The following is a 13,155-nucleotide window of genomic DNA, read 5'->3' as shown; positions in this document are numbered from 1 at the left end:
CGGCGCTCGGCGCGGCGCGAGCCGCCGCCGGAGGGTGCGACTCAGCGCCGGGGTGCGGAGGCTGCGGCCCGGCGTAGCGACACCGCGTCCGCTCGCGACAGCAAGCGCTGCGCTCGGGAACGTGCGTCAACCGCGGCATCCGTGAACGCTCGTCCTCGGGGCGGGCCCGCGATATCGGCGAGCGAGGCGAGTGTCTTCTGCAGCCGGATGCCGACCTCGATCACCCCGGCGCCGTCACGCGCGATGGGGCGGAATGCATCCTCGACGAGGTCGCGAAGACTCACGGGCTCGACGGTGACATGAGGATAGGGCGTGTGCTCGTCCGCGTCCGTCCGCAGCATGTTCTCGAAAACTCGGCCGAGAGCGCCGAGCACGTCGATCGCGGTGCCCGGGTCATTGGTGGCGGGGGAAAGCGCGCGGCTGGCGATCTCGGAGAGCGCGATCACCCCGAGCCGCGGGTCCTGGTCGTAGCTGCGGTGGGCTTCGATGTGAAATGCGCTGGCGACCTTGGAGCGCACGTTCTCATCGAGCGTGCCGGCCACGAGCGCGAGGGGAGTGGCCGTGTCGACCATCGTTCCCGGGAGGGCGCGCACGTGGATCGTCAGCTCGCGGGCCTTGGCCAGCGCTTCCAGGCGGCCGAGGTCGATGTGGGTCACGTAGCCGGCGCGACCAGGGCGGACCGACGCACCCCTCACCGCTCGGGGGTCCTGCGTGCGTGCGCCGAGGCTCGGGCGATGCGCATACTGCGCCGTCGTGCGTTGAGCCGCGGATTCGACCCGGTCGATGACATCGGCCATCCGTCCGAAAGAGCCGAGATGGGAGATCCACCGCAGCAGGACGACGACGACGATCACGATGACCACGAGCGTGCCGGCGAACAGGATCGTGCGTCCCTGTTCACCGTAGTACTCGGTCGAGAGCGCGATGATCCCCACCATGGAGAAGACGAAGGCCCCGATGAAGGTCGACAGGACATTCTGCGATGTGGGATCGGCGACGAGCAGCTGCGTGGCGCGTGGTGTCGCCACGCGCGATGCCGAGCTGTAGGCGGTGACCATCGCGGTCAGAGAGAACGTCGTCACCGCGAGCATCGAACTCGCGAGGATTTGCAGGATGTCGCCCACCGAGCCCTGGCCCAGATCCACGGCGAGACCCGGCAGGACCGGCTCGAGGAACCCCGCCGCCAGAGCCAGGAGGACCGCGGCGACGCTGAACAGCGAGGCTCGGAACCACACCGCACGTGTCATCTGTGCGAGGAATACGCGTACGTGCGTCATCGGGGGCTCCGCATGGGTCCCCACGTTATCCCGTCCTCTGCACCTATGGAGCACTTCCGGAACCTCGTGCGCGGTGATAAACTTGAGTCACACAGGCTCAAGTTTGAGTCGACATGAGTTTCGGTGGGATGACCGCCGCCACGCACGACATGGATATCGCCGCACAGGAGGCATCATGCAGACCACGCCGATGGCCGAACAGGAAGAGCAGCAGACCGCGCTCGAGCAGTTCGGCATCAACCTCACCGACCGTGCCCGCCAGGGCAAGCTCGACCCCGTCATCGGGCGGGACGCCGAGATCCGACGCATCAGTCAGGTACTGACGCGTCGCACCAAGAACAACCCCGTGCTCATCGGCGAGCCCGGCGTCGGCAAGACGGCCGTCGTCGAGGGGCTCGCGCAGCGCATCGTCGCCGGTGACGTCGCCGAGAGCCTGCGCGGCAAGGAGCTCATCGCGCTGGACATCTCGGCCCTCGTGGCAGGCGCGATGTACCGGGGTCAGTTCGAGGATCGCCTCAAGAAGGTTCTCAAAGAGATCACCGACTCCGAGGGTCAGATCATCACGTTCATCGACGAGCTGCACGTGCTGATGGGTGCCGGCGGCGGCGAAGGTTCGGTCGCCGCATCCAACATGCTCAAGCCGATGCTCGCGCGCGGCGAGCTGCACATGATCGGTGCGACGACTCTCAACGAGTACCGCGAGTTCATCGAGAAGGATGCCGCCCTCGAGCGCCGCTTCCAACAGGTGTACGTGGGCGAGCCCAACGTCGAGGACACGGTCGCGATCCTGCGCGGACTCAAGGAACGCTACGAAGCCCACCACAAGGTCGCGATCTCGGACAGCGCGCTGATCGCCGCAGCCGCTCTCTCGCACCGCTACATCCCGAGCAGGCAGCTGCCCGACAAAGCCATCGACCTCATCGACGAAGCGGCGTCCCGACTCCGGATGGAGATCGACTCGGCGCCCCTGGAGATCGACGAACTGCGCCGACACGTCGACCGCCTGAAGCTCGAGGAGCTCGCGCTGAAGAAGGAGAAGGACGCAGCCTCGCAGGAGCGCCTCGAGAAGCTGCGCGCGGACTTGGCGCAGGAGCAGGAGAAGCTCTCTGAGTTGCAGGCCAAGTGGGAGACGGAACGGTCGATCCTCAACCGGGTCGGTGAACTCAAGACGCGGCTGGATGCGGCGCGCATCGAGGCGGAGCGCGCGCAGCGCGAGGGTGACCTCGAGCGGGCCTCGCGACTGTTGTACGCCGAGATCCCCGCACTCGAGCGCGGGATCATCGAGGCCGAGAGCATGGAGCCCAGCGACGAGCGGATGGTGAACGAGCAGGTCACCGAGGAGGACATCGCCGCCGTCATCGCCGGCTGGACCGGCATCCCGGTCGGCCGTTTGCTGCAGGGGGAGAGCGAGAAGCTCGTTCACCTCGAGGCAGAGCTCGGAAAGCGCCTCATCGGGCAGAAGGAGGCGGTGAAGGCCGTCGCGGATGCCGTGCGCCGATCCCGCGCCGGTATCAGCGACCCGAACCGCCCGACCGGCTCGTTCCTGTTCCTCGGACCCACAGGCGTGGGCAAGACGGAACTCGCGAAGGCGCTCGCCGCGTTCCTCTTCGACGACGAACACGCCATGGTGCGTATCGACATGTCGGAGTACGGCGAGAAGCACTCGGTCGCGCGTCTGGTCGGTGCCCCTCCCGGATACATCGGCTACGAACAGGGAGGGCAGCTCACCGAGGCGGTCCGGCGCCGTCCGTACAGTGTCGTCCTGCTCGACGAGGTCGAAAAGGCGCACCCGGAGGTCTTCGACATCCTGCTCCAGGTGATGGACGACGGTCGGCTCACCGACGGTCAGGGCCGGACTGTCGACTTCACGAACGTGATCCTGATCCTGACGTCCAATCTGGGGTCGCCGATTCTCATCGATCCCACGATCCCGCTCGACCAGAAGCGCGCGCAGGTGCTGGCGCTGGTTCGCCAGGCCTTCAAGCCCGAGTTCGTGAATCGGCTCGATGACATCGTGATCTTCCAGGCGCTCACGCAGGACGATCTCGCCCAGATCGTTGAGCTCACGGTCGATCATCTGCAGCGCCGACTGCACGAGCGGCGTCTCACGCTTGCGGTCACTCCGGATGCCCGGGGGTGGCTCGCGGAGCGCGGTTACGACCCCGTGTTCGGTGCCCGCCCGCTGCGACGTCTCATCCAATCCGAGATCCAGGACCGCCTCGCGATGGCACTCCTGTCCGGCAAGGTGCGCGATGGCGACATCGTTCGCGTTGACGTCGCCGTCGATGGCGACGCCCTCGTCCTGACCAGTCAGGGACCGGCGGCGGCTCCCGCGCCGCGTCCGGGCGAGGACGACGACGTGATCGAGGCCGAGCTCATGGACGACTGACGCCTAGGCCCCGTTCATGCGGTCTCGCCACTCCAGCAGTGGACCCAGCGATGACAGGTCATAGTCGGGCCCGTCGATCGACGGGATGATGAACCGCACCCCCAGCGGGTGCAGGCGTTCGAGGCTGTCCTCTTCGAGGAGCGGGCCGAATCCGCGCGGCGTGAACCCGGTCGCGATCTCGATCTCCGCGGGATCGCGGCCCACCCGCGCGCACCAGGCATGAAGCACCTCGATCTTGTGAGGGATCTTCTCGATCGGCGTGAAGGTGTGCCAGATGGCGGCGTGCTCGGCGACCAGGCGCAGGGTCTTGCGTTCTCCCTGGCCGCCGATGAGGACGGGAATCTCCCGCGTGGGCGCGGGGTCCAGCAGGTCCCATCGGCGACGGATGCGGGAGAGGTCGTGTCGGAGATCGTCAAGGCGTGACCCGACCGTGCCGAACTCGTATCCGTATTCGACGTAGTCCTTCTCGGCCCACCCCGACCCGGTGCCGAAGATGAACCTGCCGGTTCCGCCCTTCGCGCTGATGTGGTCGATGGTGCGGGCCATGTCGGCCTGCAGGTCGGGATTTCGATACGAGCTGCAGTTGACGAGGGGGCCGAACTCGACGCGCTCAGTGAGTTCGGCGATCGAGGCGAGCATCGTCCAGGCCTCGAAGTGTTCGGCTTCCAGCGGTTCCGTAAGAGGGAAGAAGTGGTCCCAATTGAAGATCGCGTCGACCCCCATGTCCTCGGCGCGAAGGATGGCATCACGTATCCGGGTGTAGGGGGCGTGCTGGGGCGCCAGCTGCACACCGACGCGGACGGGCCGATGGTCTGCGGGATGAGTCGTCATCCCTCGAGTATCGTCCGTGCCCGGCGCGGGGGCTCAGACTTGCTCATCCCGGAACTCCGCGGGATGTTCACACGAGGCGTCGCGTCGCGGCTCGGGCGGCGCGAGTAGCGTCAAGGCATGACCATCGCCACGGCGGATCTCTATGACGAACGCGGGGACCAGTTGGACTCGCTCGGCATCCAATTCCAGGACATCGGCGGCACCGACGCCTTCGACGGTCCGATCCGCACGGTGCAGTGCCACCGCGACAACGCGCTCGTGAAGGCTACCCTGGCGACTCCGGGTGACGGTGCCGTCCTCGTGATCGACGGTGGGGGATCGCTGGAGTCGGCGCTGGTCGGTGATCTCATCGCCGCATCCGCGGTCGACAACGGGTGGGCCGGGATCATCGTGTACGGGGCGATCCGGGACCGCGCCGCGATCGGGACGCTGCCGATCGGGCTCAAGGCTCTCGGATCCAACCCGCGCAAGAGCGCGAAGGACGGTGCCGGCGCGGTCGACGTTCCCGTCGAGATCGGCGGTGTCGTGTTCACCCCCGGTAAGCACGTGTACGCCGACGTCGACGGCATCCTCGTGGAACGGTGAGGACCGCGACTCAGTAGTCGTGGTCGGGCCAGCCCTCCGGCCCGTGCGACCCTGCAGCATAGTCCTGCAGCGGGACCTCGCCTGCGGCCCAGGCATCGAGCACCGGCTGCACGATGCGCCAGCACTGCTCCGCCGCATCTCCCCGCACCGACAGCGTCGGATCGCCGTCGAGGATCTCGGAGAGCACTTCGGCGTACGCCAGCAGCGCGCCCTCCCCGAGGTCCGCACTGAGCTTGGCCCACGTGAGCGCGAACGGGTCGTCGGCGCCATTGACGTTGAGTCCGATCGACATCCGGTCCGGCCCCAGCGTGAAGCGCAGCCGAGAGCCCCTCGTGGCACCGGTGAATCCGTCGGGCAGGTGCCTGACAGGGCGGAACCGGATGAGGATCTCCTTCACCGGATCACCGATGGCCTTGCCTGAACGCATCGTGATGGGAACCCCGGCCCACCGGGCGTTGCGGACTTCGAGCACGACCTCGGCGAGCGTCTCGGTGTTGCGGTCGGGCACGACCCCCGGCTCGTCCACGTAATTCGGAAGCTCGCGGCCATCGATCGTCCCCGCGGTGTACCGGCCCCGCCGGGACGACGCGACGGGATCGTCGCCCCAGATCCGGGTGGCAAGAAGCGCAGAGGTGGTCGCGCCGCGCAGATCCTGCTCGCCCAGTGTCGCAGGAGGCTCCATCGTCACGAGCGCCATGAGCTGCAGGAGGTGACTTTGGATCATGTCCCGCAGCGCGCCGGCCCTGTCGTAGTAGCCTGCCCGGCCCTCCAGTCCCAGCTTCTCGTCGTAGGTGATGTCGATCGACTCGATGTGCTCGGCCGACCACACCGGCTCGAGGATGCGGTTCGCGAACCGCGCACCGATGATGTTGAGCGACATCGAGCGTCCGAGGAAGTGGTCGACGCGGAACACCTGGCTCTCCGGCACGAGGGCGGCGAGCTTCTCATTGAGGACATGCGCGCTGGCCGCGTCGCTGCCGAACGGCTTCTCGAGCGCGAGGATGAGGCCCGGCGGAAGCTCCACGGCCGACAGCGACTCGCACGCCTTGGCGGCGATCGCCGGTGGCACCGCGAAGTAGAGCGCGATGCGTCCTTCCGTTTCGCGGAGCAACGAGGTGAGGTCTTCGGGCGCCGTGATGTCGGCTTTCGTGTAGGTCGTCTCGGCGACCTTCGCGAAAGCCTCGTCGGAGTCGCTGGACGCGAACGCCTCGCGCACGACTTGCTGCCAGTGCGCGTCGGTCCAGTCATCCATGCCGGCACCGCGAAGGCGCACCCTGCGGTGTGGCTGGCGGGTCAGGAGCTGCCCGAGCGCGGGGAGCAAGAGGCGAGAGGTCAGATCGCCCGAGGCGCCGAGGATCAGGAGGGTCGTCGTCTGGTCGGCCATGCCGCCACCCTATCGACGCCGGATGAATCGCGGACCAGGATCTGGTGAATCCTCGCTCCGAGAGAGCCCGAATGTTCGCTGCCACGGCGGCAGCAGCATCCCTGCCTGACAGAATCAGGGGCATGGCTGCCCCGATCGAGGACTACGCGATACTGAGCAACTGCCGCACGGCGGCACTCGTCTCCCGGGAGGGGAGCATCGACTGGCTGTGCCTGCCGAGGTACGACTCGCCGTCGATCTTCGGCGCTCTGCTCGGCGAACAGAAGCACGGCCACTGGACGGTGCGGGCCTCCGACCCCGACGCAACGGTGACCAGGTTCTACGAGGACGACACCTTCGTGCTCGTGAACCGCTGGGAGACCTCGACCGGTGTCGCAGAGGTGCGGGAGTTCATGCCGATCGACGGCGGCCGGGTCGAGCTGGTCCGCCGCATCGAGGGGATCTCGGGTCGCGTGGAGTTCACCAGCGAGCTGCGGATGCGGTTCGACTACGCCCGCGCGCTGCCGTGGGTCCGGCAGGTGGGCAGTCACGTGACCCCCGCGCTGCTGGCGATCGCCGGTCCCGATGCCGTGCTCGTGCGCGGCGTGGAGATGAACGCCGCCGATCACGCGCACCGCGGCACGCTCACGGTCGAGGAGGGCGGCGGCGCCGACCTCACTCTGAACTGGTTCCCCTCGCACCTCGAGACGCCCGAACCGGCGGACGTCGATCGGATGCTGGAGCACACGCGCTCGTGGTGGCGGGACTGGGCCGGTCGCGTCGACCACGACGGACCGTTCGAGGACGAGGTCGTGCGCTCGCTCATGGTGCTGCGCGCGCTGACCCACGAGGACACCGGCGGGATCGTCGCGGCAGCCACGACCTCGCTGCCCGAGGACTTCGGGGGTGTGCGCAATTGGGATTACCGGTACGTGTGGCTGCGCGATGCGGCGCTGACGATCGAGGCGCTCATCTCCCACGGATTCCTTCGGGTGACGGCCCGGTGGCGGCAGTGGCTGCTGCGGGCCATCGCCGGGGACCCCAAGGACCTGCAGATCATGTACGGGCTGGCCGGCGAACGCGACCTCGCCGAGCGCGAACTGACCTCGCTGCCGGGATACCAGGGTGCAGCACCGGTCCGGATCGGCAACGGCGCGTCGCACCAGTACCAGGGCGATGTCATCGGCGAGGTGATGGTCGCGCTGGAGGCTGCCCGGGTCGCGGGGGTGGAGGAGACCGACTTCTCGTGGGCGCTGCAGAAGGCGATGCTCGCGTTCGCCGAACGCCACCTCGACAAACCCGACAACGGGATCTGGGAGATCCGCGGGGAGCCGCAGAAGTTCACTCACTCGCGCGTCATGATCTGGGCCGCCTTCGACCGCGGGGTCCGCGCGGTGCGCGACTTCGGCCTGCCCGGCGACGCGGAGAAGTGGGCGGCGCTGCGCGACCGGATGCGGGAGGAGATCGATGCCCACGGGTACGACGCTCAGCGCGGCCACTTCGTGCAGCACTACGGCTCGACCGAGGTGGATGCGTCGCTGCTGCTTCTCGCGCAGGTGGGCTACGTCGCCCACGATGATCCGCGCATGCTGGGGACTGTCGCCGAGATGGAGCGCACGCTCATGGTCGACGGCCTGCTGCACCGGTACCGCACCTCGAGCGGCGTCGACGGACTGGCCGGCACGGAGCATCCGTTCCTGGCCTGCTCGTTCTGGCTCGTCGAGCAGTACGCCAACAGCGGCCGCGTCGATGACGCGATGGCCCTCATGACGCGCCTGTGCGGCTTCGCGAACGATGTCGGGTTGCTCTCAGAGGAGTACGACGTGCAGGGTGGGCGGCAGGCGGGCAACACGCCGCAGGCGCTGTCACACCTCGCGCTGGTCCGAGCGGCGGACGCCCTCGCGGGTCACCACGGCCGCGCCGCCGACCGGCAGTAGCGGGCGGCGCCGCGGCCTCAGTCTGCCGTGGCCCGCTCCGCGTCGATGACGCCGGCATCCCGCATCCGCATCGCCTGCTCGACCCGAAACAGCGACATGAGGCCCGGCTGCTCGGTCCCCAGCGTCGTCTGACCGATCGGAACGATCTCGAGCCGGTCCACGCGGTGGCGGTGGCCGTCGATGCGAAGGACAGCTTCCCCGGCGGCGACGGCGTTCTTGGCCCAGGACGTCTCGGGGCCATACACCAGCGCGACGCACCAGCCGTCGCCATCCTCGACCGGCGAGATCGGCGTCTCGTACCGTGTGCCCGAGCGCCGACCGACGGTCTCGATCACGGCTGTGCGCTGCCCGCTCGTGCCCGCTGTCTTGAGCACGCTCGGGTTCACGACATCGCGCTGCAGTCGCGTGAGGCGGCGGATGAAGCGCCTATCGCGTCGGCGCATCAAGACGATGAAGGTGCCTCCTGCCGCTGCCAGGAGCACGGCGAACGCGCCGAGCACGATGAGGACGATTCCGGTGGCGCGTGTCATGAGGACTCCATCCGTCGGATCTTCGTGACTCACACGCTACCGGCGCCGGTCCCGCCCCGATAGCGGAGCGGGACCGGCGGGTGATCACGCAGCCTTGAGGGCGTCGCGCCAGGAGACCCGCGCGCCCATCCGCAGGATCGAGCGCTCGTAGATCTTGGCGGCCAGCATGATCGCCCCGACGCACGTGGCGATCAGGATCACGAGAGACAGGATCGGCTCCCACCACTGGGCTTCGCCCAGGTAGAGGCGCAGCGGCATGCCGACGGGCGCCGAGAACGGCACGTACGACATCACAGTGAGAACGACGGGGTTGTCGTTGAAGAAGATCACCAGGAAGTACGGCGCCATGATGAGCATCGTCAGCGGGGCGGTCGTCGAGCCGATGTCCTCCATCCGGGACACGAGCGAGCCTGCCGCCGCGAAGAGCGCGGCCAGGAGCACGAACCCGAACAGGAAGAAGATCGCGAACCAGGCGATCGGGGCACCGAGCCCCTGGAGCACGGCGCTTTGTCCGGTCACGATCAAGCCCACGACGGCGATCGCCGCCAGGAGCAGGATCTGAGCCATCGCGAGGATCGTGTTGCCGATGATCTTGCCCGCGAGCAGGGCACGGGCCGGCACGGCCGAGAGGAGCAACTCGACGACACGGGTCTGCTTCTCTTCGACGACGCTCTGGGCGATCGTCCCACCGAACAGCGACGCCGCCAGCAGGAACACGATCCCGAACCCGATCGAGACGAAGTACCGTAGCGCGAAGTCGACCGTTGCCGGTTCGAGCAGCTCGACGGGCGGGGACACCGACAGTCCCATCACCAGCATGGTCGGCGCGGAGTCCGCGGCAATGATCAGCATCCCGACCGGTGTCGACGTGTCTTCGACGACGGCGGCGCTGACCTCACCGCTGCGCACGAGTGCCTCGGCGGCCTCACGGTCCGCAACCTGGGTGACCTCGACGCCGGGTACCTGTTCAACGGCGGATGCCGTCGCCGAGGTCACCGCGACCTGCGTCGCCGAAGGGTTGCCCGCGGAAAAGCCGCCCCAGATCACGGCGGCGAGGGCGATGAGCAGTGTGATCACGGTGGAGATCACGAAGGCGCGGCTGCGGAGTTTGGACCCGACCTCCCGCTCGGCGACGAGCCAGACGCTCTGGAATCCGCGGGGCGCGGATGTCGGTGTGGCGGTGTTCACTGGATGACCTCCTTGAAGATCTGCGCGAGCGTCGGGCGGACGGGGGCGAATCGGTCGACGCGCGCCTCGGCGACGGCGCGCTGCAGCACCCGCTGTGCGTCCGCATCCTCCCTCGCATCGAACAGGGCGTTTCCGCCCTCGAACTCGACGACCGTGACTCCCGGCTCCGCCCGCAGCCAGCCGAGGTCGCCCGCGCTGCGCAGTTCGTAGCGGTGCCCGGAGTGTTCGTGGCGCAGACGCTCGCTGCTCCCGGCGGCGCGGATCTCGCCACCGGCGATGATGACGATGTCATCGCAGAGGCGCTCGACGACATCGAGCTGGTGGGACGAGAACAGCACGGAGACACCGGACGCGGCGCGCCGGTGCAGGACGTCGGCGACCACATCCACGGCGAGCGGATCGAGGCCCGAGAACGGTTCATCGAGAATGAGGACGTCGGGTTCGTGCACGAGAGCGGCGGCGATCTGCGCTCGCTGCTGGTTTCCGAGCGAGAGCTTCTCGACGGTATCGTTCAATCGCTCGCCCAGCCCCAGCTGCTCGAGCAGGTCGGTTGCCCGGGCCTGAGCGTCGCTCTTGTCGAACCCGTGGAGCCGAGCGAGGTAGGTGATGTGTTCGCCGACCTTCATCTTGGGATACAGGCCGCGCTCCTCAGGCATGTACCCGAATCGGCGGCGGTCGGCCGGTGTCAGCTCCGCTCCGTCGATGGTCACGGAGCCCTCATCCTTGGCAAGCACCCCCAGGATGATGCGCATCGTCGTGGTCTTCCCCGCCCCGTTCCCCCCAACGAAGCCGGTCAACCGGCCGGGACTGACGGTGAACGACAGATCGTTCAGGACACGGTGCGCGCCATAGCTCTTGGTCACGTGCGACAACTCGAGCATGCTGCTCCTCTCACTCGGTCTCTTCAGGCTAGAAAAGCTCGACAGCTCCCACATCCCCCGTGGGACGGGGACGCCGCATCCGCCGTGAGGGGGAGCGTGCCCGCGCTCACGCGAGCCCGTGGCGGTAGGCGTAGACCACGGCGGCGACGCGGTCTCTCACGCCGAGCTTGAGTAGCACGTTCGAAACGTGCGTCTTGACTGTCGCCTCCCCGATGACCAGGTGCGCGGCGATCTCGGCGTTGCTCATGGCCTGCGCCATGAGCCGCAGCACCTCGGACTCGCGGTCGGTGAGGTCGGTGGTCGGAGCGGGCTGCGGGGCCGGGGCCGCGGCGAACCGGGCGATGACTCGGCGAGTGACCTCGGGTGCCAGGAGCGCGTCTCCTGCGGCGGCGACCCGCACCGCGGACTGGAGGTCCTCCGGAGCGGCGTTCTTGAGCAGGAAGCCGCTCGCACCGGCCTCGAGCGCCTCGAACAGGTAATCGTCGCGGTCGAAGGTCGTGACGATCACGACAGCGCACTGCAGCGCGGGGTCGGCGACGATCTCCCGTGTCGCCGCCAGCCCGCCGCCGCCTGGCATCTGCACGTCCATGCAGATGACATCCGGTGCACGTTCATGCGCCAACCGCACGGCCTCTTCTCCGGTGGCGGCTTCGCCGATGACCTCGATGTCGGCCGCGCTGTCCAGGATGAGGCGGAACCCGGCTCGCATCAGGGCGTGGTCGTCGGCCAGCAGCACTCGTACGCTCATGCGCGGGCCCGCTCGTGTCGCGGCACGGTGAGACGCACGAGGAAGCCGCCCTCCCGGCGGGGTGAGATCTCGATCGACCCGCCGGACGCGGCGGCCCGCTCGCGCATGCCGATGAGCCCCAGGCCCCCCTGGTGGGTCAGTGCGGATCGACCCGAGTTCACGATCTCCACCTCCAGCGCGTCGGGCAGATACCGCACGCGCACATCAGCCTCGGCATCCGGGCCGCCATGGCGCCTCGCGTTCGTGAGCGCCTCCTGTGCGATCCGAAACGCGTTGACCTGCACGGTCGGAGACACCGTGACGGGTTCGCCCACGATCGTCAGGGTCGTCGGCAGTCCGTTCTCGCAGGCATGCGCGACCAGACCCGGCAGGGCGTCCAGGCCCACCGTCGATGCATCGCTCGGGTCGTCGTCGACCGGTGTACGAAGGGTCTCGAGCAGCTGACGCAGCTCACTCAGTGCTTCCCGTGCGGCCTGCTCGATGTCCCCGAGGGCGCGGCGCGCGGCATCCGGGTTCGTGTCCCACACCGTCCTCGCGGCGCCCGCCTGCACCCCCATCGCCGAGACGTGGTGGGCGACCACGTCGTGCAGTTCCCGGGCGATGCGCACCCGGTCCAGCGCGACTGCCTGCGCCGCGGTGGTCTCGCGCTCCCGTTCGAGCTCGACGGTGCGCTCGGCGAGCATGTCGCGCTGTCGACGAGATTCGTAGGTGCGATCGCCGAAGTAGTACGCGCCGCCGAAGAAGGCGACATTGATCAAGAACTGGATGAGCATGAACGCGACGTAGGGCGAGAACAGCCCCGCGCGCGACAGGCCTTCGTCGGTGGGGGCTGTGGCGTCGATGAACATCGACACCGTCAGCCAGGTGAACATGCCGACGATGATCGCGGCGCGCACGAGAAACGCGCGCTTTCGATCGTCGACCCAGGCTCCGACGGTGTAGAAGCCGATGAAGACGGCGACGTTTCCCACGTAGAGCTCGGGAACGCGGGCCGTCATGCCCAGGAAGAGCGCGAGCGATACGACGACGGCGGTGGTGCCGGGCAGGCGCCTGCGCCACGCCAGGGGAGCCGTCAGGCCGAACGCGTACAGCAGGGCGACGCGAAGGTCGACCTCTTGCGAGTTGTAGATCCCCGCGACCGCCCCCAGTGCCGTGCTGAGCACCGCCGTGACGAACAGCGCGGCAGCCAGCCACACATCTCCTCGGATCGGAACCCACCAGGGGGTCGCGCGCACAGGTTCACCCACCCATCCACGCTACGTCGCCCTGCGCCACAGCACATCCGTCTCGCGGCGGAGCCTGCCGCGCGCCTCGCGCGCCCTTCGCCGAACCAGCCCGCGCTCGCTGAACCAGCCCGCGCTGCCGGCTGCATCGGCGAAATATGGCTGCTTCGCTGGCTGCTTCGCTGGATGCATCGGGTCACGGG

The 13,155-nt window shown here is 68.3% G+C and carries 11 protein-coding genes; 3 read left to right on the top strand and 8 right to left on the bottom strand.

Annotation, left to right across the window (positions count from 1 at the left end; genetic code table 11):
• Positions 1-41 precede the first annotated feature (41 nt).
• Positions 42-1,277 (bottom strand): DUF2254 domain-containing protein, encoded by a 1,236-nt coding sequence (locus AC3ENO_RS04685; RefSeq protein ID WP_434969460.1) that lies wholly within the window; start codon positions 1,275-1,277, stop codon positions 42-44.
• A 175-nt stretch (positions 1,278-1,452) separates the two neighbouring features.
• Between AC3ENO_RS04685 and AC3ENO_RS04680 the strand changes: the two genes are divergently transcribed.
• On the top strand, positions 1,453-3,666 hold the full coding sequence (locus AC3ENO_RS04680; RefSeq protein ID WP_434969459.1) for an ATP-dependent Clp protease ATP-binding subunit: 2,214 nt from the start codon (positions 1,453-1,455) through the stop codon (positions 3,664-3,666).
• Positions 3,667-3,669: 3 nt separating this feature from the next.
• Here AC3ENO_RS04680 and AC3ENO_RS04675 read toward each other — a convergent pair whose 3' ends face one another.
• On the bottom strand, positions 3,670-4,497 hold the full coding sequence (locus AC3ENO_RS04675) for an LLM class F420-dependent oxidoreductase (protein WP_434969458.1): 828 nt from the start codon (positions 4,495-4,497) through the stop codon (positions 3,670-3,672).
• A 117-nt stretch (positions 4,498-4,614) separates the two neighbouring features.
• On the opposite strand from AC3ENO_RS04675, the gene rraA reads away from it, so the two are divergent.
• Complete coding sequence (rraA, locus tag AC3ENO_RS04670; protein ID WP_434969457.1) at positions 4,615-5,082, top strand: ribonuclease E activity regulator RraA; 468 nt, start codon at positions 4,615-4,617, stop codon at positions 5,080-5,082.
• A 10-nt stretch (positions 5,083-5,092) separates the two neighbouring features.
• Here rraA and AC3ENO_RS04665 read toward each other — a convergent pair whose 3' ends face one another.
• Positions 5,093-6,466, bottom strand: a complete 1,374-nt coding sequence (locus AC3ENO_RS04665; protein ID WP_434969456.1) for a glucose-6-phosphate dehydrogenase — start codon at positions 6,464-6,466, stop codon at positions 5,093-5,095.
• 122 nt (positions 6,467-6,588) lie between these two features.
• Here AC3ENO_RS04665 and AC3ENO_RS04660 point away from each other — a divergent pair, with 122 nt between their 5' ends.
• Positions 6,589-8,382, top strand: coding sequence for a glycoside hydrolase family 15 protein (locus AC3ENO_RS04660; RefSeq protein WP_434969455.1), 1,794 nt, complete (start codon positions 6,589-6,591; stop codon positions 8,380-8,382).
• Positions 8,383-8,399: 17 nt separating this feature from the next.
• Here the strand turns inward: AC3ENO_RS04660 and AC3ENO_RS04655 are convergent, their stop codons facing one another.
• The 5 genes from AC3ENO_RS04655 to AC3ENO_RS04635 form a co-directional block, all read right to left on the bottom strand.
• Positions 8,400-8,912: a nitroreductase/quinone reductase family protein gene (locus tag AC3ENO_RS04655; RefSeq protein ID WP_434969454.1), complete on the bottom strand. Its 513-nt coding sequence runs from the start codon at positions 8,910-8,912 to the stop codon at positions 8,400-8,402.
• 84 nt (positions 8,913-8,996) lie between these two features.
• The gene (locus tag AC3ENO_RS04650) at positions 8,997-10,100 is read right to left on the bottom strand and encodes an ABC transporter permease (RefSeq protein ID WP_434969453.1); all 1,104 of its coding nucleotides are present in this window, start codon (positions 10,098-10,100) and stop codon (positions 8,997-8,999) included.
• A complete protein-coding gene (locus AC3ENO_RS04645) occupies positions 10,097-10,981 on the bottom strand; it encodes an ABC transporter ATP-binding protein (protein ID WP_434969452.1) in 885 nt (294 codons plus the stop codon). The genes AC3ENO_RS04650 and AC3ENO_RS04645 overlap by 4 nt, the downstream gene beginning before the upstream one ends.
• 106 nt (positions 10,982-11,087) lie before the next feature.
• On the bottom strand, positions 11,088-11,729 hold the full coding sequence (locus AC3ENO_RS04640; RefSeq protein ID WP_434969451.1) for a response regulator: 642 nt from the start codon (positions 11,727-11,729) through the stop codon (positions 11,088-11,090).
• Positions 11,726-12,976 (bottom strand): sensor histidine kinase, encoded by a 1,251-nt coding sequence (locus tag AC3ENO_RS04635; RefSeq protein ID WP_434969450.1) that lies wholly within the window; start codon positions 12,974-12,976, stop codon positions 11,726-11,728. The genes AC3ENO_RS04640 and AC3ENO_RS04635 overlap by 4 nt, the downstream gene beginning before the upstream one ends.
• Positions 12,977-13,155 lie beyond the last annotated feature (179 nt).

It is taken from the genome of Microbacterium sp. bgisy207 (assembly GCF_057706855.1).
This window is presented reverse-complemented; position numbering and strand designations above follow the sequence as displayed.

Bases quoted from the DNA above. Each gene is read 5' to 3' on its own strand.
- AC3ENO_RS04660 (WP_434969455.1), top strand. From the start codon at position 6,589: ATGGCTGCCCCGATCGAGGACTACGCGATACTGAGCAACTGCCGCACG.
- AC3ENO_RS04645 (WP_434969452.1), bottom strand. From the start codon at position 10,981: ATGCTCGAGTTGTCGCACGTGACCAAGAGCTATGGCGCGCACCGTGTC.
- AC3ENO_RS04685 (WP_434969460.1), bottom strand. From the start codon at position 1,277: ATGACGCACGTACGCGTATTCCTCGCACAGATGACACGTGCGGTGTGG.
- rraA (WP_434969457.1), top strand. From the start codon at position 4,615: ATGACCATCGCCACGGCGGATCTCTATGACGAACGCGGGGACCAGTTG.
- AC3ENO_RS04640 (WP_434969451.1), bottom strand. From the start codon at position 11,729: ATGAGCGTACGAGTGCTGCTGGCCGACGACCACGCCCTGATGCGAGCC.
- AC3ENO_RS04680 (WP_434969459.1), top strand. From the start codon at position 1,453: ATGCAGACCACGCCGATGGCCGAACAGGAAGAGCAGCAGACCGCGCTC.
- AC3ENO_RS04675 (WP_434969458.1), bottom strand. From the start codon at position 4,497: ATGACGACTCATCCCGCAGACCATCGGCCCGTCCGCGTCGGTGTGCAG.
- AC3ENO_RS04665 (WP_434969456.1), bottom strand. From the start codon at position 6,466: ATGGCCGACCAGACGACGACCCTCCTGATCCTCGGCGCCTCGGGCGAT.
- AC3ENO_RS04655 (WP_434969454.1), bottom strand. From the start codon at position 8,912: ATGACACGCGCCACCGGAATCGTCCTCATCGTGCTCGGCGCGTTCGCC.